This is a genomic window from Methylococcus sp. ANG (assembly GCF_040730495.1).
Classification (GTDB): domain Bacteria; phylum Pseudomonadota; class Gammaproteobacteria; order Methylococcales; family Methylococcaceae; genus Methylococcus.
This window is the reverse complement of sequence record NZ_CP160399.1, coordinates 3,391,675-3,411,421: the sequence shown is the minus strand read 5'-3', so window position 1 is coordinate 3,411,421 and position 19,747 is coordinate 3,391,675. Positions and strand designations below refer to the sequence as shown.

The window sequence follows — 19,747 nt, the reverse complement described above, 5'->3', positions numbered from 1 at the left end:
AGGACACTAACTTATGACCATGATATATGCGGAAGGCATATTGAAGCATGCAGGGAAGACATGTGCCCGACTGGAAAACAGCATGACGCTCAGGATTGAAGGCTTAATTCAGCAATATAGCTCGGCCTTTGGCTTCTTGATGCTATTGCAAGTCGCCGGTTACAGTTATTTTTATACCCTACCCATATTCAATAATCACATATTCCCTCATTCTTGGTCCATGCCATATCCAAGTTTCAAGACATGGGGTGAGGGGCGTTGGTTTGCGGATATGATAATTTTGGCTCAAGGCAGTTCCGGAGTCCAATCATTCCAGATGATCTGCGCCACGATGCTTCAGGCCGTGAACGGCATCCTTCTGGCGAAACTGGTTGGGCTGACTAGCAGGCGTGCAGTCCTGTGTGTAGCCGGCGTGCTTTGCATGTTCCCTGCTTTCCTTGATTACTATTCATTTTCGATCGACCACCTGAGCTTCGTGCTGGGTGACACGTTTGCGTTACTTGGCGCGTGGAACCTGATGCGGGCTAAGACCTACTGGGGACGGGTCATCGGCGGCGCCTTCTTTTTTCTGCTTGAAATCGCCGCTTATCAACCGAAGATCGGCGTGGTCAGTTTCCTGGCCTGCGGTGTGGTGCTGCTGCAGTTGACCCAAGATCGCCCGTTGACGCGCAGTGCGGCGCCGTTACGGGGGGCACTAGTGGATCTGTCCGCCGCTTTCCTTGCGGTCGTTGGCGCTGTGGCGCTCTATTGGGCGATAACAAAGCTGTTCATAACTACCGATTTTAGTGCTGCAAACGCAAATACCATTAAGTATTATGGCAGCAGGACACATATCAATACATTCCAAGAAGCGATGATCGAAAGTTCAGCGGCTTACAGAAAAACGTGGGCCTACTTCACCGCTGGCATGGCCGGCATTCCGGCCGATCTCAAGTTTTTGCCCGCTCTGGCACTCGGTTTCGGCGTTGCTGGAACATTGTCCGCGGCTTGGAGAAAAGGATCCATCATATTACTTCTGGCACTTTTCATAGCCGGGCTGACGCCGTTAGCCATACACGCACCCTACGTCATTAACAACCACTCTCCGTCTGAAGCCGGAAGAATTCTCGCGGCGTATGGCTACTGCTTTGCCTTCTTTGTTGCCATGGGGCTTGTGACAAGATTTACTAGGGCGGTTTGTACAATAGGCGCCACCGTCTGCCTGTATTTTTTTGTAATTCTCGCGACTCAGGAAAGCAATGCTGCCGCAATGAAGACTATGTACGACATCAATACGATCAATCGCATAGTGGCGCGTGCGGAATTGGTTGCCGGACGGGAGGACGCTAGCCAACCACTACCTGTAGTAATTGCTGGACAATATTCATCTTTTGATCGTGCCAAGTATGTCAATAACTTCACTGGCCCACTGACGCCCCATATTACATCTTACGCTTTCAAAAACTATCGCCAAGTCCAGATGTTGAATTTTTTCGTTGGCAAAGATGTTTTCCGCAGCCCCACAAAGGCGGAAGTCGCCACGGCTGTCGAATCCATGACGTCGAAAACCCCTTGGCCATCGGATGACTCCGTCTACATGGTTAATGGGATACTCGTCATATTGCTTGAGCAATACCGAACCGATCTGCCCCTTACCTGGACAGAGGATTAGCACGCTATGATCCAACCTCCCGGCCAACGGTGGGTTTACCAAGATTTCAGGTTCATGACATCCCACGAACCGGTGAAGCCCCCGCTAGCACCTTCCGGCAGAGCCGTGGGCTTACCTCAATGAATCAGCCAAGCAACCGCTATTCCTGCCAAGATACCGACGCTGATTTCGGCTTTTGTATGCCCCATTCGCTCTCGCAGCGGCTCGGTGTCTTTATCAAGTCCCGCGAGGCGGTTAATTGCCGTTGCATGTTTGCCGACTTGGCGACGCAAGCTGTTGGCATCCATGATTACGACGAAAGCAATAGTGACTGCGACCCCAAAGGCTGGATGGCTCATACCTTCTCGAAAAGCGATGAGCGCGGCTGTGCTGCTGACTATGGCACTGTGATTGCTTGGCAGGCCGCCGTAGCCGATCTGGCCGAATGCCAGACGGCGGGCGCGGCAACTGTTGATGATGAATTTCAAGGTGCCAGCGGCGAACCAAGCCAGAAAAGGGGTGATTGCGTATGCGATGTCCATAGAACTACACGATGGTCGGCCAAAGCGCCCAGATACAAGTGCCGATCCAGAGCAACACTGTCAAAGCAAGCTGCCAGTCGCTGAGTAGAGCATCCGTGGGGGACTCGCCGCCGTCCAGCACTTCGATCACATACCAGTAGCGGAACAACCCGAACAGCACGAAGGGTATGGTGACCACCATCCCGGGCTTGGCCGATATCACGAACAAACTGTAGAACACGAGTGCGCCGGTCGCCGCCATTTCGGCGTAGCGGTCCACCAGCGCCACGCTATAGCGCTCGAGCACCCTGCGTCCACCGGTGCCGCTGAAGGCGAGTTCCTGGCGGCGTTTGGCGGCGGCGAGATAGAGGGCGAGACACAGGGTGGTGACGAACATCCACGGGGAAACCGGAACGGCGAGGGCCTGGGCGCCGGCATAAACGCGCAGCACAAAACCGATGGCAATCGTGAAGATGTCTATCACCGGCTGATGTTTGAGCACAAGCGTGTACAGGAGATTCAGCACCAAGTACGCCGCGATGACCTGAACCACGCCGGGCATGACAAAATATGCCCAGATCAGCGCACCGTAGAGACCGGCGAGCAGCAGACCGGCCTGAGACGGTGAAACGATACCCGCGGCGAGGGGACGGGTCCTGGATTTGGTGGGATGCAGACGGTCACGCTCGATGTCGTGGAGGTCGTTGACCACATAGGTGGCAGAAGCCGCGAGGCTGAACAACAACGCGGCGAGCAGCGACTGGCCGATGGCAGACAAGTTGAGAAACTCGCCGGAAAATACCAGAGGGGCCAGGACGAAGGCGTTCTTGACCCATTGGCGGGGCCGCAGCAGCATGAGCAACCCGACGAGACTGGATTTACCCGTGTTGCGCGCCGTGGCAGAATTGGAGGCCGTCACAGCCCTTCCCCTTGACGGAAACCTGTAAAACCCTCCCTCACCCCAGCCCAGTCATGCCGGGCCGTCCTGCCCGGCACCCTTCGGGTCCACGCACAAATCGGCAGGAAAGCCGATTGACAGGTCCCGTCCTTGGGATCTGCCCTCCGGGCCATGCTCCGCATGTTCAAATTTGCTCCCTGCAAATTTGTGCACGCGGAGCGCCCGAAGGGTGCGGCATAGGGATGTGCCGCATAAAATCCGCTCCTGGCGGATTTGTCCCAGAGGGAGAGGGGGCAAAAAGCTTTGTGGTTTCGGTTGCATACTGCGCTTCGAGTAACTGTCATATACAGGAATAGGAAATTGGATGAAGGGTATGAAGACGGCGCTATGGTATTCATTTTTCGCGCTTATCGCCACCGCAGCCAATATCGGCAGCCAGGATGTCGCCGTCCGGCTTTATCAGGGGATTTATAGCGTGACGGCCTCCGTATTGGTAGGCACGGCGGTCGGATTGGTAGTCAAGTACGTGCTCGACAAGAAATACATCTTCCGTTTCAAGGTGAAGGGACTGGGACACGACACCCGCACCTTTGCCTTGTATACGCTGATGGGGCTGGTGACGACCGGGGTTTTCTGGGGATTCGAGTTCGGGTTCGATTACCTGTTCCAAACCAAGACGCTGCGGTACGCGGGCGGGGTCATCGGCCTCGCCCTGGGATATTTGATGAAATACCACATGGACAAACGCTTCGTGTTCCGGCAGCGGGGAATCTGAATGCGGCTGACAGGATGGGGGCGGAAACCCGCCGTCGACGCCGAAGTGTTCGCGCCGCTCTCGATTCCGGACCTTCAGTCGCGGTTTCCGCGGGCTCAATTCCGCGGCATCCCGCGCGGAAACGGCCGCAGCTACGGAGACAGCGCCCTGGCGCCGCAGGTGTTGAGCAGCCGCCGGCTGGACCGGTTCCTGGCGTTCGATCCGGCCACCGGCGTGCTGCGGTGCGAAGCCGGCGTGCTGCTGGCCGACATCCTCGACGTGTTCGTGCCGCGCGGCTGGTTCCTGCATGCGACGCCCGGCACCAAGCTGATCAGCGTCGGCGGCGCCATCGGCAGCGACGTGCACGGCAAGAGCCATCACCTCGAAGGCTGTTTCAGCCGGCATCTGGAGCGCTTTTCGCTCATGCTGGCCGACGGCCGGATCGTCGAATGCTCGAAGACGCAGCATGCGGATCTGTTCCGGGCCACCTGCGGCGGCATGGGTCTGACCGGTTTCATCCTGGAAGCCTCGCTCCGGCTCAAGCCCATAGAGAGCGCCTATCTGCGGGAAACCACCTTCACGGCCGAAAATCTCGATCACGCCTTATCCCTGTTTTCAGAGCATGCCGGCGCCCCCTACTCGGTCGCCTGGATCGACTGCCTCTCCACCGGTCCGAGACTGGGCCGCTCGCTCGTCATGACCGGCGACTTCATCGACGACGGCCGCCTGCAGGGGACCGTAAAAAAACCGCTTTCGGTTCCCGTCGATGCGCCGGGTTTCGTTTTGAACCGGTACAGCGTGGCTGCGTTCAATGCGCTTTATTACCACAGGGTAAGGGCGCCGCAACGCGAACGCGTCGTGCATTTCGATCCGTTCTTCTATCCGCTGGACGGCGTAGGCCACTGGAACCGGATTTACGGCAAGTCGGGTTTCACCCAGTACCAGTTCGTGATCCCGAAGGTGTCGGGAGCGGCAGGCATCACGGCGGTCCTGCAGCGGATCGCGGCATCCAAGAGAGGTTCGTTCCTGGCCGTGCTCAAGACCTTCGGCCCCGCCAACGACAACCCTCTGTCCTTTCCCATGGAAGGCTACACCCTGGCGCTGGATTTCAAGCTGGAGCCGGGACTGTTGCCGTTTCTCGAGGAACTGGACCGCATCGTTCTGGATCACGGCGGGCGGATCTATCTGACCAAGGACGTGCGCATGAGTGGAGAAACCTTTCGCGCCGGTTACCCGCGTTGGGAGGAATTCCAGGATTTGCGCCGAAAATATGGGGCGGATGGAGTTTTCCGCTCGTTGCAATCGGAACGTTTGGGACTTTGAGCATGCAGAAAATATTGATCGTCGGCGCCACTTCCGCCATCGCCCAAGCCACCGCCAGGCGCTTCGCCCGGCGCGGCGACCGGCTCTACCTGCTCGGCCGCGACCCCGACAGGCTGGAGGCGCTGGCGCAGGACCTCCGCATCCGCGGCGCCGAGTCGGTGGGCTGCGCGAGCTTCGAGGCGGAAGACTTCGCCAGCCATCCCGCTTTACTCGACCAGGCGTACGAGGCCCTCGGCGGCATCGACGTGGCCTTGATCGCCCACGGCACCCTGCCCGACCAGCGGGCTTGCGAGCAGAGTTTCGACGAGGCGCTGCGGGAGCTCAACGTCAACGCCATCGGCACGCTGTCGCTGCTGACCCACCTCGCCAACCGGATGGAGACCCAAGGGAGCGGAACACTGGCCGTGATCAGCTCACCGGCCGGCGATCGCGGCAGGCAGAGCAATTACGTCTACGGCGCGGCCAAGGCCATGGTCACGGTGTTCTGCCAGGGACTGCGCAACCGGCTGTTCCGCAGCGGCGTGCGGGTCCTCACCATCAAACCCGGCTTCGTCGACACGCCGATGACCGCGGCCTTCGACAAGGGCATGCTATGGGCGCAGCCGGAGCAGATCGCCGCAGGCATCGAAAAGGCCATCGGCAAAGGCAGGGATTCGGTTTACCTGCCGGGATTCTGGGCATTCATCATGCTGGCGATCAAACACATCCCGGAGGGAATCTTCAAGCGCCTGAAACTTTGATCCCGACGGCGGAACACGCCGTTGGCGCGCGGCGCTTACCCGGAAAGGCAAGCGCTGTAGGTCACGGTCCCGTTTTCCTCCACCACGGCGATATCGTCCTTGACCGACAGGCCGGTCACGCCGTCGGAGTAATAGTCTCCGCTTTCGGACGCGGTAACCTTGGGCAGCGAAACCGACCTATCGCCCAGGTCCACGACCGCCGTCGCGCGGTCCCGCTGAAACCAGACCCTGAACTTCCTGCCGCCGTCGCAGTAATAACGGACATAACGGTCGGACTGTATTTCGTACTGCCCCATGCCGACGCAGGCGGAAACCAGAACGCCGATCGCCGCACCGACTACCTGCCGCATAACATCTCTGGAATTCACGAAAACGTTTCCTTCTTTCCTTATTGTCAACTCGTGGGTCCGTGAAACCACCCGCAAGCACTCACTTCTGCTCCGAAAGTTCGTCCTGCTCGATCGTTTCCCTGAAGCGGCACAGCCCGCGATAGACCATGTAGCCGACCCAGGGCACGCTGAGGCCGGTCATGAATTCCACGTTCACAAAGTGCAGGCCGGCGGCTTTCAAGCCCTTGAACAGTTCGTTGGCCAGCGACACGCCGTAGTAGGTGATGGCGACCGCCGACAGCCCTTCCACGGTCTGCTGCAGCCGCAGTTGCAGCTTCGCGCGGCGGTTCATGGACTGCAGCAGAGACTGGTTCTGCTGGGCCAGTTTGACGTCGATGCGGGTGGTCAGCAACTGGTTGGCGTTGGCGATGCGGCGGGAAAGCTGCTCCAGCCCGTGAGCGACCGCGTTGCAGGTCTGCATGGCGGGCGACAGGCGCCGCGTCAGGTATTCGGTGAAGGTCGGAAAGCCCGGAATGCGCTCTTCGCGCAACTGCTCGAGCCGGGTATTGACGATCGCGTGGTAGGCACGGGAGGCGTCGAATCTCGAATAGCTCGCCGACAGCAGGTTCTCGACCTTCGCGGCCAGTTCGGTCAATTCGGCCTGGATCGCCTCGTCCGTCTCGCCGCCGCCCCGCGCCAGCCCCGCCGTAAGGTGCAGGAGGCCACGGTCTGCGGTGCGCAGTTGCGGGATCAGCTTGCGCGCTTCCGGAAACGCCATGAGCGCGAGCATCCGGTAGGTCTCGATCTCCAGCAGACGCTGCACGGTCCGGCCCGCCTGCCCCGGCGAAAGCGACTCGTCCACGACCAGGAAGCGGCTGTAGCCGTCCCCGTGGATGCGGAAATCGGTGTAGGCGCGGCCGGCGCCCCCGGCGATCTTCGCCGCGATCACCCGGTTCCCTTCGAAAACGCGGCTCAAGTCCTCTTCGGTCCGGAAGCGGCTTTCCTCCTGCTTGGACACCAGTTCGACGTGCGCGGCGACCAGCAAGGTGCCCGGCAATTTGTTGAGCCAGTCGTGCGGCAAAGCGTTGCACAGGGAATTCTCGAACGGTCCGACGCCGTCGATGCGCCGGCCGAACCAGTAGCGGGTGAATTCCTGGTGACGCTCGATCTGTACCCGCACCTCGCCGTTGTCGAAATAGATCCGCCCGCCCGATTCCGGCGCGGCGATCCTCCAGGCGCGGCATAGTTTCGCGACGTGCGCATGCTCGTTCGCCCGGTCTTCGGGCGTCACCAGCATGATCAGTTGCGACACCTGTTCCGGAGCGAACAGGTTCTCGTAGGCCCGCGCATGAACTTCGTCGTTCAGCTCCCTGCGGTCCGCATGGCTGTGAGTCGGTAGCATAAGCCTCGATTCTCGTTGTGATTGTTCGAATTCCGCCATCGAGCCGACTTCAGGGAGTGATCCTGACCGCCAGCCCGCGTTCCCGGATCGCGGCGCCGAACGCCTCCAGAGCCTCCGCCGGCAATCGCGCCAGCCGGGACGACTCCGGCTGCAGGGAGGGCCGCGCCAGACCGTACAGCAATACGCCGCGCAAAGCGACGCCGTCGCAAACCAGACCGGACAGGAAGGCCAGATAGGCCTCCCGTTCCGGGGCGGAAGGCGGCGCACCGTCCATCGCAAACATGCAGGTCTGGAGCCAGGTCGGGCAAAGCTTCGCGCAGGCCGCGATGCGGCGCCTCACGGTTTGGGGCTTGAGATGCACGTTGTTGATCCGGCGGATGCCCTCCTCGGTGGCGCTGTCCAGCTTGAACCAGACCTCGCCGCCCAGGGCGGCCCAGTGCTTCAGGCCCTGCTGGACGGGCAAGCGCTCGACGCCGCTGCCGTTGGTGATCAGCACGAACCCGATCCGTCCGGGCAAGCCGAATCGCTCCGCCACCTTCCCGATGGTTGCGATGACCTGCTCGAACTCCGCCACACTGGTCGGCTCGCCGTTGCCGGAAATGGCGACGTCACGAATCCGCCGTTGGTCGTCCGGTACGCCGTAACGCTCGAAAAAATCCCCCTCGAGCACATCGGCCAGAAAGCCCTCCAGCTCTTGAGCGAGCAGAACGACATCGACGGCCGGCGCGCCGCCGCGGCGCAGGTCAGGCACCTGGCAGTAGACGCAGCGCCAGTTGCAGGCATTGTTCGGGTTGAGATTGATGCCGACCGACAAGCCGCCGGAGCGCCTGGACAAGACCGGATAGACGTAGCGCAGACCGGCGCTGTCGCGGCTGTGGTCGGAAACGGAAAGTCGATGGGATGCGGACACGCTCGAAAATACCAGGCTGGTTCCGGTCAGAACCCTTGAAACAGAAAATCCAGCGCCTGGGTAATTTCCGGGCGGCAGGCGGATAGCGAAGTCACCGGCACTTTCAGGATTCGCACGGGAACGGCGGCGAGCTTGGGAATTTCCAGAATGCATTCGTCGCCCTCGACCGTCACCATCGGCATCAGATTAGCCGGAACGATGGATGCCGGAAAACGGCTGCGTCGGCGCAATGGAACCACGACGCGGGTGTCCAGCCCGCTCAACACTTCGGTTTGCACATCGAGCAAATAGGGCACGTCGGCGGCTCGAGGACCGCTGTTGCGGTAGACGTCGAAACGCGCCATTTCAGAACATCCGCCACTGTTCCAGCGGCAACCCTTCCTGCTCCACCAAGCGGTTATAGGCCGCGACAAACTCGGCTTGCTCGCTTTGCCAGCGCCGTTCCCGTTCGGCACGCACCAAGTCGCGCAAGAACTGGTCGCAGGCTTGAGAAATGTTGATCCCTAAGGCTTTCGCTTCGGCCAGAACGTCGGCGGAAAGGGTGATGTTGGTCGCCTTCTTGGCGTGGGTCTCGGTAATCGCCATGACGCGGCGTCCTCATGGTAGCATCGTATGCGCATGATAGGCCAACATCAAAACTGGCGCCATTGCCATTAAACCGCTGCTACCCGCAGCCCCGCGCGCTCCGCCGCCTCGAGCTGCCGGCCGTCAGCGGAGACGAATACATCGGCCTTCAGCGCCACGGCACTGCCGATATGAATGGCATCCATACCTCGCAATACATTGTTCTCCAAACAGGAAATTGCACTTCCCAATACAGCCGGATTCAGATCACACACGGCGACATCTTGAATGTCGAGCAGCAGCAACGACTTGATCTGCCGATATTGCTCCTCCGTGATCCGATTTTCCCGACGCAAACGGCGGAACGCCGAAACGATCTCCGGCAATGCAATCCCGGAAAGTCCGATCTCGTCTGCGCGATCGCACCAAGCGAGAACCGAGTCGGTGCCCGTCTCGCGAACATAACGTTTCGCGAAGGCCGAAGAGTCGAAAAAAACCCGCATCGCAACGCTCCCCTCACCGCCCGGCTTCACGCTCCTCCAGAATCATGCGGCTGAGGGCGATACCATCAAGCACTAGAGGCTGCACGTTGCGGCGTTTCCACGACGGAAGTTCGGCCATCACCGGCACGATGTCGGCGATAGGCTTGCCGTTACGCAAAACCCGAACCGATTCTCCCGCCTCAACGAGGTCGAAATACTGCTTGGCATGATTGCGAACCTCGGTAAACGTGGCTTGTTTCACGGCAACTTCCTCCAGATGTACAAAATGGCATAATTATAAATGTACATTCGCGGAAACCGCCAAGCACTCGCTTCTGCCGCAGTACTTGAGATGGCTGCCACAGCCGCTGCGGCAGTCGCTGGCGCCGAAACCCGGCGCGACGACGACGCCTTCGGTCACCCGGTTCACCGCGCATTCGCCGTCCTCGAACAAACGGGCGCCCACCACCTCGGCCTCTCCGGCCATCAGCAGGTAATCGATGTGCCAGCGCAACCGCTTGTCCCGGCTCAGGTGGCGATCGATGCGCGCCGCCAGGTTGCGGCGGGCGCTGCCGGTGTAGACGTAACGGCCGGCCGGAAACAGGAACTCGCCCAGCCGGCCGACCGCGATCATGCGGTCGGCCGTCAGCACGATGTCGAGCTGGTAGACCGTCGCCGCTTGCGCGTCAATGGGCCTCATCCCAGTTGTCGCCCGTGCCGATGTCGACGACCAGCGGCACGGCGAGTTCTGCGGCGCGGCTCATGTGCTTAGCGATGGCCGTGGCGGCTTCGGGCACGAAGTCCTCGGCCACTTCGAACACCAGTTCGTCGTGGACCTGCATGATCATGCGCAGCGGCGCGCGGCTGGCCTCGATCCAGGCGTCCACCGCGAGCATCGCCCGCTTGATGATGTCGGCGGCCGTCCCCTGCATGGGCGCGTTGATGGCGGTGCGCTCGGCGTACTGACGGCGCTGGGCGTTGCGGGACTGGATGTCCGGCACATGCAGCCGGCGGCCGAACAGGGTTTCCACGTAGCCCAGCTCGCGGGCCGATTCGCGGGTGCGGTCCATGTAGGCGCGCACGCCGGGATAGCGGGTGAAATACAGGTCGATGTAGCCCTGCGCCAGCTTCTGCTGGATGCCGAGCTGCTTCGCCAGTCCGAAGGCGGACATGCCGTAGATCAGCCCGAAGTTGATGGCCTTGGCGGAACGGCGCTGGTTGAGCGTGACCTCTTCCAGCGGCACGCCGAACACTTCCGATGCGGTGGCACGGTGGATGTCGGCATCCTCGGCGAAGGCGGCGAGCAGGTTCGCATCGCCCGACAGATGCGCCATGATCCGCAGCTCGATCTGCGAGTAGTCCGCCGCCAGCAGCTTGTGGCCGGGCGGCGCGATGAAGGCCTGGCGGATGCGGCGGCCTTCCTCGGTCCGCACCGGGATGTTCTGCAAATTGGGATCGGAGGACGACAGCCGCCCGGTCGCCGCCACCGCCTGGTGATAGGAGGTGTGGACCCGACCGCTGCGGGGATTCACCTGCTGCGGCAGCTTGTCGGTGTAGGTGGACTTGAGCTTGGACAGCGAGCGGTATTCCAGGATCAGCCGCGGCAGTTCGAAGGTCTCGGCCAGGTCCTGCAGCACCGATTCGTCGGTGGACGGCTGACCGGTGGGCGTCTTCTTGATGACCGGGAGCCCCAGCTTGTCGTACAGGATGGTCTGGATCTGCTTGGGCGATGCGAGATTGAAGATCTCCCCGGCCACGGTCTGGGCCTCGGTCTCGACCTCCGCCATGCGTACTTCCAGCTCGCGGCTCTGCTCCGCCAGCTTGTACACGTCCACCAGCACGCCGGCGCGCTCGATGCGGGACAGCACCGGCACCAGCGGAATCTCGATGGTTTCGTACACCGCCCGCAGCGCGGGTATGCGCTCCAGTTGCGGCCAGAGCGCCCGGTGCAGGCACAGCGTGATGTCGGCGTCCTCGGCGGCATAGCGGCAAGCGTCCTCGACCGAGACCTGGGCGAACGGGATCTGCTTGGCGCCCTTGCCGGCGACATCTTCGTAATGGAGGGTCTTGCGGTCCAGGTAGCGCGCGGCCAGCGAATCCATGTCGTGCCGGGTGGCCGTGCTGTTCAGCACGTAGGACTCGAGCATGGTGTCGTGGCGGATGCCGCGCAGCGCGACGCCATGGTTGAGCAGCACGTTGGCGTCGTACTTGAGGTGCTGGCCCAGTTTAGGTTTGGTTTCGTCCTCCAGCAGCGGACGCAGGCGCTCCAGCACCATGGCGCGGTCGAGCTGGGGCGGCGCGCCGGCATAGTCGTGCGCCAGCGGCACATAGGCCGCCTCGCCCGGCTCGACCGCGAAGGACACGCCGACGATCTCGGCACGCATGTAGTCCAGGCTGCTGGTCTCGGTGTCGAAGGCGAACAGTTCGGCGGCCTTCAGCTTGTCCAGCCAGTGATCCAACGCCGCCTGGTCCGTGACCGCCTCGTAGCGCGTCTCGGCCTTCGGCGCCGGGGCGACGGCAGGACCGGCCTTCGGATCATCCGGTTCGGCGTCCAGTTGCCGCAGCAAGGTCTTGAACTCCAGCCGGGCGTACAGATCGCGCAAGGCCGCCTTGTCCGGCGGCTGCCGCTCCAGCGACTCCGGCGCCAGCGGCAGCGGGATGTCGCAGCGGATGGTGGCCAGCTCGCGCGAGAGGGGGATCAACTCCAAGCTGGCGCGGAGGTTCTCGCCGATCTTGCCGCCGACTTCGCCGGCCCGTGCGATCAGCGCATCGAGCGAGCCGTATTCGGCCAGCCATTTCGCCGCGGTCTTGGGGCCGACCTTGGGCACGCCGGGGATGTTGTCCGAGGTGTCTCCGACCAAGGCCAGGTAATCGACGATGCGCTGGGGTGGGACGCCGAACTTGGCGATCACGCCCTCGACGTCGAGCCGGCTGTCGAACATGGTGTTCTCCAGGGTCACGCCGTCGCACACCAGTTGCGCCATGTCCTTGTCGCCGGTCGAGATCAGCACCCGGAAGCCCCGCGCTACCGCCTGTTTGGCCAGGGTGCCGATGACGTCGTCCGCCTCCACCCCCGGCTCGATCAGCATCGGCAGGCCCAGCGCCCGCACCGCCTGGTGCAGCGGCTCGATCTGGCTCCTCAGATCGTCCGGCATGGGCGGCCGGTGCGCCTTGTAATGCTCGAACAGCTCGTCGCGGAAATTCCGGCCCGGCGCGTCGAACACCACGGCGATATGGGCGCCGTCGTAGGACTGCACCAGCTTGCGCAGCATGTTGATGACGCCGTAGACGGCCCCGGTCGGCTCGCCGCGGGAGTTGGTCAAGGGCGGCAGGGCGAAAAAGGCGCGGTACAGAAAGGAGGAGCCGTCGACGAGGACGAGGAGCGGGGAGGTGTCGGACACGGGCATGCTCAAGAACGGTCGGAGGGCAAAGGATAAACGATCTGTCCATCCAGGCTAACGATCATGGCGACCAGCCACCCTGGATGATGACAAATCGGCAGGAAGGCCGATTGACAGGTCCCGTCCTTGGGACCTGCCCTCCGGGCCATGCTCCGCATGTTCAAATTTGCTCCCTGCAAATTTGTGCACGCTTTGCGCCCGAAGGGTGCGATACAGGGAGGTATCGCATGAGCGCGACTGCCCCCCGCCATGATCGTTCCCCTCACCCCGTCCCAATCATGCCGGGCTCTCCTGCCCGGCACCCTTCGGGTAAACGCAAATCTGCTCCCGGCAGATTTGTCCCAGAGGGAGAGGGTGAGCAAGGTTGCCGTGACTTTCACGTTACCTCCGAGGTAGTCGCCCGACACGCAATTTGCAACCGCCCGGTGCTACACTCCGGACGGTTCCGCCTGCCTGAAAATCTCCGGGGCACGGCCACTCCACCTCATTCTTTGCCGATCAAGGAGGACCCATGTCTGGTTTGCGCATTCTGGCACTCTTGCTGAGTCTGGGTTCCGCGGCCGCGCTGGCGGCCGACGAAGACTACGCCCTGGCGAGAAAGCGCCTGATCGAGAGCAACCTGCAGCTCTCTCCCGAGGAAGCCGCCCGCTTCTGGCCGCTCTACGAGCGCTACTGGAGCGAACTCTCGGCCCTGACCGCCCGGCGCGAATACTATTACAGCGAGTTCGGCAACAATTTCGACGACATGACCGACGAACTGGCGAAGAAAATCACGCTGGGCTACATCGCGGTGGAGGAGGACCGTTACCGCATCCTGAAATCCCTTTTCCCGAAGTTCGTCTCCGCCATATCCGCCAAGAAGGCTGCGCGCTATTACCAGATCGAAGCCAAGATCCACTCCGCGGTCAACTCGGAAATCGCGGCCCGGATTCCCTTGATCAAATAACCGGGAACCCTCCTTAGGAACGCACGCCCATGCGAGCGTCGCCACGATCCGCCGGACTCCTTGCGATGGTCCTCGCCGCGGCGGGGTGCGCCTCCGCCGGCAAGACCTCCGTGCCCGCGGCGCCGACGTCCCCGGCCACGGCACAGCCCCCGAAGACGGAATCGTCATCCGCCGCCAACGTATCTCAGCCGGCCGTGGCGAACGCCGACTTCGAGTCTTCCTACCGGGAATTCCAGGCGCTGGCCAGAAAGCGGGTGGAAACCATGCAAACACATTTGCAAACCCGGAGCCAGGAGGGAGCAAGAATGCCGCCACCACGACCGATACCGGAACCGCAGGCAGCCTACCAGCAATTTCGGGCCTACGGCACCGAACGTGCGATCGACGTGGCCGAAGCCTTTTTCAAAGGCCGCTACAACCGTTCCCGCGCCCGGCTGCCCGAAAACGTCGAAAAATGGCGCTCGCGGCCCGATATCGGCAACCCCGGACCGGATCTGGCCAACTTCCCCAACAGCGCATTCACGCTTCCGTCCGGGCGTGCCTATGTGGAATTCGTGCCGTTCACCTATTACGGGACTTCGCAATCGAGCCCGGCGCAATACAACACCGAATTCCTGCTGCGGTACGGCCTGACCGACGACATCGAGCTGCGTTTGTTCGGCAACGGCGTGGCCTGGCAGGGCGGCAGCAATTCCGGCTGGGGCTTTTCACCCATCGCCTTCGACACCAAGATCAACGTCTGGCTCGAAAAGCCGGACTATTTCCTCCCGGCTCTGGGGATCGAGGCCTACATCCAGACCCAGTGGCTGGGCAGCGCGCCCTTCGACTCGGGCACCCAGCCTTCGATCAGCTTCAATTTCGACCAGTCGCTGCCGTTCGACATCGACCTGGAATACAACCTGGGCGCGACGCGCACCCAGCAGACGCCGGGCCAGAACGAATGGGAGTTCGTGTTCCAGTGGGCCTTGCAGCGCGACCTCTTCGACAAGGACTTCGCCGCCTTCATCCACGGCTATTACAACGCCACGACCCTGCCGCGGCTCCCCAGTTCCCAGGCTCCCGTGACCAACGACCTGACCCAGGACGCGGTCGGCGCCGGCCTGATCTGGACGGTCAACAGCCGTTTCGCCATGTGGGCACAGAGCGCCGCCGGCACCACCCGGAACTCCCCCTCCCTGATCGGTTCACTGGGACTCGCCCTCGCCTTCTGACCCCTATAGCCGAGCCGTGCCGCCGTTCCGACCCGCTCTTGCCCTGCTGTCAGTCTCCTGCCTGGCAGGCTGTGCTGCGCGAGACCGGCCGGCGGTCCCAATGAATGCGGAAGCGCCGAGCCGGCCGGCCGGCGAGAGGGATCGGGCGGGCGAACCCGACATCCGCAGCCCCGGCCCGGACCTGGCCAATTTCTCCAACAGCGCCTACACCCTGCCGCAGGGACGCGCCTACATCGAGTTCGCGCCATTCACCTATTACGGCACGGCGGCGGCGACGCCGGCCCAGTACAACACCGAATACCTGCTGCGCTACGGGCTGCTCGACAAACTGGAACTCCGGGTGTTCGGCAACGGCGTGACCTGGATCGGCGGCGCCCAGCCGACCTGGGGCTTCTCCCCCATCGCGATCGACGCCAAGGTCAATCTCTGGCTGGAAAACCGGGACTATTTCCTTCCCGCCGCCGGCATCGAGGCCTACGTGCAGACCGAATGGCTGGGCAGCACGGCATTCAATTCCGGCACCCAGCCCTCGATCGCGGCGAACTTCGACCAGACCTTGCCGTTCGAAATCGAATTCGAATACAACATCGGCACCACCCGCATGCTGAAGCCTTCCGGCCAGCAACAATGGGAGCTTACCTTCGAATGGTCGCTGCAGCGCGACATCGTCCAGGACACCCTCGCCGCCTTCGTCCACGGCTATTTCAACAACATGAGCCTGCCACGGGCGCCGCATGGACACAGGGACCCGACCCAGCCCGACCACATGCCGCAGAACGCCGTCGGCTTGGGTTTACTGTGGACGCTCAACGACCGCGTCGCCATGTGGGCCCAGAACGCCGTCGGCACCACCCGCTGGACGCCCGGCCTGCTCAGCACCGTCGGCGTCGACGTCGCATTCTGAAACCCGCGCCGGGGCCGTCCGGTGAGACGAACGCATGCCTTGCCCCGACTCAGGTCGAAATGACAGAATAGCCGGTCAGACCGCATCGAAGCGGTGAACACCCCGCGCAGACCGTGAAGTCCAACGGCCTGCGCTTTCGTTGAGTCCCAAGGAAAACCATTGCCATGAACGAATTCTGGATCGCCCCCTCGATTCTCTCCGCCGATTTCGCCCGCCTGGGGGAAGAAGTGGACAACGTCCTCAAGTCGGGCGCCGACATCGTCCATTTCGACGTGATGGACAACCACTACGTCCCGAACCTGACCATCGGCCCGCTGGTGTGCGAGGCGCTGCGCAAGCACGGCGTGACCGCGCCGATCGACGTACACCTGATGGTGAAGCCGGTGGACCGCATCATTCCCGATTTCGCCAAGGCCGGGGCCAGCTATATCACCTTCCATCCGGAAGCCTCCGAGCACATCGACCGCAGCCTGCAGCTCGCCAAGGACTCCGGCTGCAAGACCGGGCTGGTGTTCAATCCGGCTACGCCGCTCAATTATCTGGATCACGTCATGGACAAGCTCGACATGATCCTGCTGATGTCGGTGAATCCCGGCTTCGGCGGCCAGTCCTTCATCCCCTACGTGCTGGACAAGGTCCGCGAGTGCCGCCGCCGCATCGACGCCAGCGGACGCAACATCCGCCTGGAGATCGACGGCGGCGTCAACGCCAAGAACATCCGCGAGATCGCCGCGGCGGGCTGCGACACCTTCGTGGCCGGTTCGGCGGTGTTCGGTGCGGGTAAGACCGAAGACCCGAACCGCTACGACTCCATCATCCGCGCCCTGCGCGACGAACTCGCCCAAGCACGCACATGATCGGATTCCGGCCCGAGCTGATCGCCTTCGACCTCGACGGCACCCTGGTCGACAGCGCGCCCGACCTGGCCTGGGCGGTGGACGCCATGTTGGAACGGCTGGGCCATGCCCCGGTCGGCCTGGAGCGGGCGCGGGGCTGGATCGGCAACGGCGTGGACATGCTGATCAAGCGAGCCATGACCGGGCGGATGTGGCCGGAATCGGAACCCGAGGAGTTCCAGGAAGGCATGCGCCTGTTCCTGGAATTCCACGAGGCCCATCTGTGCGAGCGGGGCGGCCTGTTTCCGGGGGTGCTGGAAGGCCTCGAGGGCCTGAAGGCCGAAGGCTATGCCACGGCCGTCATCACCAACAAGCTGGCCCGCTTCACCGAACCGCTGCTGGAACGGCTCGGGGTGACCGAGTATCTCGACTTCATCGGCTCGGGCGACCAGTTCGAACGCCTCAAGCCGGACCCGCTGCCGCTGCTGAAGACGGCGGAGCGGTTCGGCGCCCGCCCCGAGCGCTGCCTGATGGTCGGCGATTCCAGCAACGACGTGCGGGCCGCGCGCGCCGCCGGTTATGCGATACTGTGCGTCCCCTACGGCTACCGGGGGGAGGTCGCCACGCCCGAGGCGCTGGGCGCGGACGGCATCCTGGATTCCATCGGCGAACTTCCCGCCATTTTGAAACGACCGACATGACGGCCTTATTCGGATTCGATCAGCAGGAACGATGGCGCGGCGCGGCCTGAGCACAGACGTTCGACCGCCACGGCCATGCGCCGTGCATCGTTTTCGCATCGAACACCTCAAGTTCTCATGACCCCCGAACAATTCCAGGCTCATGCCGCGCAAGGCTACAACCGCGTCCCGCTGGCGCGGCGCGTGCTCGCCGATCTCGACACCCCCTTGAGCGCCTATCTCAAGCTCGCCGACGGGCCTTATTCCTATCTGTTCGAATCCGTCCACGGCGGCGAGCAGTGGGGCCGCTATTCCATCATCGGCCTGCCCTGCCGCACCTGCATCGAGGTGCGCGGCCACACCATCGCCGTGCTGAAGGACGGCGCCCGCGCCGAAACCCTGACGGTCGAAAAGCCGCTGGAATGGATCAAGACCTACGGCGCCCAATTCAAGGTACCGGACATCGAAGGCCTGCCGCGCTTCACCGGCGGCCTGGTCGGCTATTTCGGCTACGAGACCATGGGCTACATCGAGCCGCGCCTCGCCAAGGCCAAGCCCGATCCGATCGGCTCGCCCGACATCCTGCTGATGGTGTCGGAAGAAGTGCTGGTGTTCGACAATCTCACCGGCAAGCTGCTGGTCATCGTCCACGCCGATCCGAACGAGGCCGGCGCCTACGACCAGGCCCAGGCCCGGCTGGACGAACTGGTCCGGGAACTGCGCAGCCGCCAGGTTCCCGCCGCAACGCCGCGCGCGCCGCGCAAGGTGGACGAAACCGACTTCGTCTCGGGCTTCACCCAGGAAGGCTTCGAGAACGCGGTGCGGCGGGTCAAGGACTACATCGTCGAGGGCGACGTGATGCAGGTGGTGCTGTCGCAGCGGCTGAGCATCCCCTACGCCGCCTCGCCCCTGGACCTCTACCGCGCCCTGCGCTGCCTCAACCCCTCGCCCTACATGTACCAGCTCAACCTGGGGGATTTCCACGTGGTCGGCTCCTCGCCGGAAATCCTGGTGCGGCTGGAGGACGGCACGGTCACGGTGCGCCCCATCGCCGGCACTCGCCGCCGCGGCCGCAGCCCGGAAGAGGATCAGGCGCTGGAGCGGGAGCTCCTGGCCGATCCCAAGGAACTCGCCGAGCATCTGATGCTGATCGACCTGGGCCGCAACGACACCGGCCGCATCTCCGAGACCGGCAGCGTACGCCTCACCGACAAGATGGTCGTCGAGCGCTATTCCCACGTCATGCACATCGTCTCCAACGTGACCGGCAAGCTCCAGACCGGCAAGGACGCCTACGACGTGCTGGCGGCCACCTTCCCCGCCGGCACCGTCAGCGGCGCGCCGAAGATCCGGGCCATGGAGATCATCGCCGAGCTGGAGCCGGTCAAGCGCGGGGTCTATTCCGGCGCGGTGGGCTACATCGGCTGGTCCGGCAACATGGACACGGCGATCGCCATCCGCACCGCCGTCATCAAGGACGGGCAGCTCCACATCCAGGCCGGCGCCGGCATCGTCTACGACTCGGTGCCGCGCAGCGAATGGGAGGAAACCATGAACAAGGGCCGGGCCATTTTCCGGGCGGTCGCCATGGCCGAAGCCGGCATCGAAGGAGGCGAGAACGTATGAGCACCCGCGTCCTGATGATCGACAACTACGATTCGTTCACCTACAACCTGGTGCAGTACCTGGCCGAGCTGGGCGCGGACGTCCAGGTGGTGCGGAACGACCAGATCGCGGTGGAGGAGATCGAGCGTATCCACCCCGACAAGATCGTGATTTCGCCCGGCCCCTGCACGCCGAAGGAAGCCGGCATCTCGGTGGAGACGATCCACCGCTACGCCGGACGCTATCCCATCCTCGGGGTCTGTCTCGGCCACCAGAGCATCGGCCACGCCTTCGGCGGCAACATCATCCACGCCAAGCGCATCATGCACGGCAAGGTATCGATGGTGCGCCACCGCGACGTCGGCGTGTTCCACGGCCTGAGCAACCCGTTCCAAGCCACCCGTTACCATTCGCTGGTGATCGAGCAATCCACCCTGCCCGAGTGCCTGGAAGTCACGGCCTGGACCGAGGACGATGACGGCGGCATCGAGGAAATCATGGGCGTGCGCCACAAGACCCTGGACGTCGAAGGCGTGCAGTTCCATCCCGAATCGATCATGACCGAGCAGGGCCACGACCTGCTCCGCAACTTCCTGCACCGGTAACAGCCC

General features: G+C 62.8%; 22 protein-coding genes. 11 read left to right on the top strand and 11 right to left on the bottom strand.

Annotated elements, in window-relative coordinates:
• Positions 1 to 13 precede the first annotated feature (13 nt).
• On the top strand, positions 14 to 1,651 hold the full coding sequence (locus tag ABZN20_RS16690; RefSeq protein ID WP_367025999.1) for a glucosyltransferase domain-containing protein: 1,638 nt from the start codon (positions 14 to 16) through the stop codon (positions 1,649 to 1,651).
• A 116-nt stretch (positions 1,652 to 1,767) separates the two neighbouring features.
• Here ABZN20_RS16690 and ABZN20_RS16685 read toward each other — a convergent pair whose 3' ends face one another.
• Positions 1,768 to 2,172 carry a divergent PAP2 family protein gene (locus tag ABZN20_RS16685; RefSeq protein WP_367025998.1) on the bottom strand — a complete coding sequence of 135 codons (405 nt, stop codon included), beginning with the start codon at positions 2,170 to 2,172 and terminating at the stop codon, positions 1,768 to 1,770.
• Positions 2,173 to 2,176: 4 nt separating this feature from the next.
• The gene (locus ABZN20_RS16680) at positions 2,177 to 3,007 is read right to left on the bottom strand and encodes a decaprenyl-phosphate phosphoribosyltransferase (RefSeq protein ID WP_367025997.1); all 831 of its coding nucleotides are present in this window, start codon (positions 3,005 to 3,007) and stop codon (positions 2,177 to 2,179) included.
• A gap of 415 nt (positions 3,008 to 3,422) precedes the next feature.
• Between ABZN20_RS16680 and ABZN20_RS16675 the strand changes: the two genes are divergently transcribed.
• The 3 genes from ABZN20_RS16675 to ABZN20_RS16665 are packed head-to-tail and all read left to right on the top strand — an operon-like array spanning position 3,423 to position 5,866.
• On the top strand, positions 3,423 to 3,824 hold the full coding sequence (locus tag ABZN20_RS16675; protein ID WP_367025996.1) for a GtrA family protein: 402 nt from the start codon (positions 3,423 to 3,425) through the stop codon (positions 3,822 to 3,824).
• Positions 3,825 to 5,126: an FAD-binding oxidoreductase gene (locus ABZN20_RS16670; protein WP_367025995.1), complete on the top strand. Its 1,302-nt coding sequence runs from the start codon at positions 3,825 to 3,827 to the stop codon at positions 5,124 to 5,126. It abuts the gene before it with no gap.
• 2 nt (positions 5,127 to 5,128) lie between these two features.
• Positions 5,129 to 5,866 carry an SDR family oxidoreductase gene (locus tag ABZN20_RS16665; RefSeq protein ID WP_367025994.1) on the top strand — a complete coding sequence of 246 codons (738 nt, stop codon included), beginning with the start codon at positions 5,129 to 5,131 and terminating at the stop codon, positions 5,864 to 5,866.
• 35 nt (positions 5,867 to 5,901) lie between these two features.
• Here the strand turns inward: ABZN20_RS16665 and ABZN20_RS16660 are convergent, their stop codons facing one another.
• From ABZN20_RS16660 to polA, 9 genes are all read right to left on the bottom strand, one after another.
• Positions 5,902 to 6,234: an MliC family protein gene (locus tag ABZN20_RS16660; protein WP_367025993.1), complete on the bottom strand. Its 333-nt coding sequence runs from the start codon at positions 6,232 to 6,234 to the stop codon at positions 5,902 to 5,904.
• Positions 6,235 to 6,295: 61 nt separating this feature from the next.
• A complete protein-coding gene (locus ABZN20_RS16655; protein WP_367025992.1) occupies positions 6,296 to 7,597 on the bottom strand; it encodes a DUF3422 family protein in 1,302 nt (433 codons plus the stop codon).
• A 49-nt stretch (positions 7,598 to 7,646) separates the two neighbouring features.
• Positions 7,647 to 8,507 carry a radical SAM protein gene (locus ABZN20_RS16650; protein WP_367025991.1) on the bottom strand — a complete coding sequence of 287 codons (861 nt, stop codon included), beginning with the start codon at positions 8,505 to 8,507 and terminating at the stop codon, positions 7,647 to 7,649.
• A 26-nt stretch (positions 8,508 to 8,533) separates the two neighbouring features.
• Positions 8,534 to 8,851 (bottom strand): CcdB family protein, encoded by a 318-nt coding sequence (locus tag ABZN20_RS16645; protein ID WP_367025990.1) that lies wholly within the window; start codon positions 8,849 to 8,851, stop codon positions 8,534 to 8,536.
• Position 8,852: 1 nt separating this feature from the next.
• On the bottom strand, positions 8,853 to 9,092 hold the full coding sequence (locus ABZN20_RS16640; protein ID WP_367025989.1) for a type II toxin-antitoxin system CcdA family antitoxin: 240 nt from the start codon (positions 9,090 to 9,092) through the stop codon (positions 8,853 to 8,855).
• Between the two features lie 68 nt (positions 9,093 to 9,160).
• Positions 9,161 to 9,604, bottom strand: coding sequence for a type II toxin-antitoxin system VapC family toxin (locus tag ABZN20_RS16635; protein WP_367025988.1), 444 nt, complete (start codon positions 9,602 to 9,604; stop codon positions 9,161 to 9,163).
• Positions 9,588 to 9,815: a type II toxin-antitoxin system Phd/YefM family antitoxin gene (locus ABZN20_RS16630; protein WP_367025987.1), complete on the bottom strand. Its 228-nt coding sequence runs from the start codon at positions 9,813 to 9,815 to the stop codon at positions 9,588 to 9,590. The genes ABZN20_RS16635 and ABZN20_RS16630 overlap by 17 nt, the downstream gene beginning before the upstream one ends.
• A gap of 33 nt (positions 9,816 to 9,848) precedes the next feature.
• Entirely contained in the window at positions 9,849 to 10,253 is a 405-nt protein-coding gene (locus tag ABZN20_RS16625; RefSeq protein ID WP_367025986.1) for a GIY-YIG nuclease family protein, read from the bottom strand.
• Positions 10,240 to 12,960, bottom strand: coding sequence for a DNA polymerase I (polA, locus tag ABZN20_RS16620; protein ID WP_367027580.1), 2,721 nt, complete (start codon positions 12,958 to 12,960; stop codon positions 10,240 to 10,242). The genes ABZN20_RS16625 and polA overlap by 14 nt, the downstream gene beginning before the upstream one ends.
• Positions 12,961 to 13,465: 505 nt before the next feature.
• Here polA and ABZN20_RS16615 point away from each other — a divergent pair.
• The 7 genes from ABZN20_RS16615 to ABZN20_RS16585 all read left to right on the top strand — a co-directional run bounded on the left by ABZN20_RS16615 (position 13,466) and on the right by ABZN20_RS16585 (position 19,741).
• The gene (locus ABZN20_RS16615; protein ID WP_255556686.1) at positions 13,466 to 13,900 is read left to right on the top strand and encodes a hypothetical protein; all 435 of its coding nucleotides are present in this window, start codon (positions 13,466 to 13,468) and stop codon (positions 13,898 to 13,900) included.
• A gap of 305 nt (positions 13,901 to 14,205) precedes the next feature.
• Complete coding sequence (locus ABZN20_RS16610; RefSeq protein WP_367025985.1) at positions 14,206 to 15,111, top strand: transporter; 906 nt, start codon at positions 14,206 to 14,208, stop codon at positions 15,109 to 15,111.
• Positions 15,112 to 15,211: 100 nt separating this feature from the next.
• Positions 15,212 to 16,015 carry a transporter gene (locus ABZN20_RS16605; protein ID WP_367025984.1) on the top strand — a complete coding sequence of 268 codons (804 nt, stop codon included), beginning with the start codon at positions 15,212 to 15,214 and terminating at the stop codon, positions 16,013 to 16,015.
• Between the two features lie 164 nt (positions 16,016 to 16,179).
• Positions 16,180 to 16,872: a ribulose-phosphate 3-epimerase gene (gene rpe / locus ABZN20_RS16600; protein WP_218808862.1), complete on the top strand. Its 693-nt coding sequence runs from the start codon at positions 16,180 to 16,182 to the stop codon at positions 16,870 to 16,872.
• The gene (locus tag ABZN20_RS16595) at positions 16,869 to 17,552 is read left to right on the top strand and encodes a phosphoglycolate phosphatase (RefSeq protein ID WP_218808861.1); all 684 of its coding nucleotides are present in this window, start codon (positions 16,869 to 16,871) and stop codon (positions 17,550 to 17,552) included. The genes rpe and ABZN20_RS16595 overlap by 4 nt, the downstream gene beginning before the upstream one ends.
• 117 nt (positions 17,553 to 17,669) lie before the next feature.
• The gene (trpE, locus tag ABZN20_RS16590) at positions 17,670 to 19,157 is read left to right on the top strand and encodes an anthranilate synthase component I (protein WP_367025983.1); all 1,488 of its coding nucleotides are present in this window, start codon (positions 17,670 to 17,672) and stop codon (positions 19,155 to 19,157) included.
• On the top strand, positions 19,154 to 19,741 hold the full coding sequence (locus ABZN20_RS16585) for an anthranilate synthase component II (RefSeq protein ID WP_367025982.1): 588 nt from the start codon (positions 19,154 to 19,156) through the stop codon (positions 19,739 to 19,741). Before trpE ends, ABZN20_RS16585 begins: the two co-directional genes overlap by 4 nt.
• The last annotated feature ends 6 nt before the right edge of the window (positions 19,742 to 19,747 follow it).

What these genes read in the sequence shown, in the direction of transcription:
- ABZN20_RS16690 (WP_367025999.1), top strand. Translation starts at nt 14, where the DNA reads ATGACCATGATATATGCGGAAGGCATATTGAAGCATGCAGGGAAGACA.
- ABZN20_RS16685 (WP_367025998.1), bottom strand. Translation starts at nt 2,172, where the DNA reads ATGGACATCGCATACGCAATCACCCCTTTTCTGGCTTGGTTCGCCGCT.
- ABZN20_RS16680 (WP_367025997.1), bottom strand. Translation starts at nt 3,007, where the DNA reads ATGCTGCTGCGGCCCCGCCAATGGGTCAAGAACGCCTTCGTCCTGGCC.
- ABZN20_RS16675 (WP_367025996.1), top strand. Translation starts at nt 3,423, where the DNA reads ATGAAGACGGCGCTATGGTATTCATTTTTCGCGCTTATCGCCACCGCA.
- ABZN20_RS16670 (WP_367025995.1), top strand. Translation starts at nt 3,825, where the DNA reads ATGCGGCTGACAGGATGGGGGCGGAAACCCGCCGTCGACGCCGAAGTG.
- ABZN20_RS16665 (WP_367025994.1), top strand. Translation starts at nt 5,129, where the DNA reads ATGCAGAAAATATTGATCGTCGGCGCCACTTCCGCCATCGCCCAAGCC.
- ABZN20_RS16655 (WP_367025992.1), bottom strand. Translation starts at nt 7,597, where the DNA reads ATGCTACCGACTCACAGCCATGCGGACCGCAGGGAGCTGAACGACGAA.
- ABZN20_RS16645 (WP_367025990.1), bottom strand. Translation starts at nt 8,851, where the DNA reads ATGGCGCGTTTCGACGTCTACCGCAACAGCGGTCCTCGAGCCGCCGAC.
- ABZN20_RS16640 (WP_367025989.1), bottom strand. Translation starts at nt 9,092, where the DNA reads ATGGCGATTACCGAGACCCACGCCAAGAAGGCGACCAACATCACCCTT.
- ABZN20_RS16625 (WP_367025986.1), bottom strand. Translation starts at nt 10,253, where the DNA reads ATGAGGCCCATTGACGCGCAAGCGGCGACGGTCTACCAGCTCGACATC.
- polA (WP_367027580.1), bottom strand. Translation starts at nt 12,960, where the DNA reads ATGCCCGTGTCCGACACCTCCCCGCTCCTCGTCCTCGTCGACGGCTCC.
- ABZN20_RS16615 (WP_255556686.1), top strand. Translation starts at nt 13,466, where the DNA reads ATGTCTGGTTTGCGCATTCTGGCACTCTTGCTGAGTCTGGGTTCCGCG.
- ABZN20_RS16610 (WP_367025985.1), top strand. Translation starts at nt 14,206, where the DNA reads ATGCCGCCACCACGACCGATACCGGAACCGCAGGCAGCCTACCAGCAA.
- ABZN20_RS16605 (WP_367025984.1), top strand. Translation starts at nt 15,212, where the DNA reads ATGAATGCGGAAGCGCCGAGCCGGCCGGCCGGCGAGAGGGATCGGGCG.
- rpe (WP_218808862.1), top strand. Translation starts at nt 16,180, where the DNA reads ATGAACGAATTCTGGATCGCCCCCTCGATTCTCTCCGCCGATTTCGCC.
- ABZN20_RS16595 (WP_218808861.1), top strand. Translation starts at nt 16,869, where the DNA reads ATGATCGGATTCCGGCCCGAGCTGATCGCCTTCGACCTCGACGGCACC.
- trpE (WP_367025983.1), top strand. Translation starts at nt 17,670, where the DNA reads ATGACCCCCGAACAATTCCAGGCTCATGCCGCGCAAGGCTACAACCGC.
- ABZN20_RS16585 (WP_367025982.1), top strand. Translation starts at nt 19,154, where the DNA reads ATGAGCACCCGCGTCCTGATGATCGACAACTACGATTCGTTCACCTAC.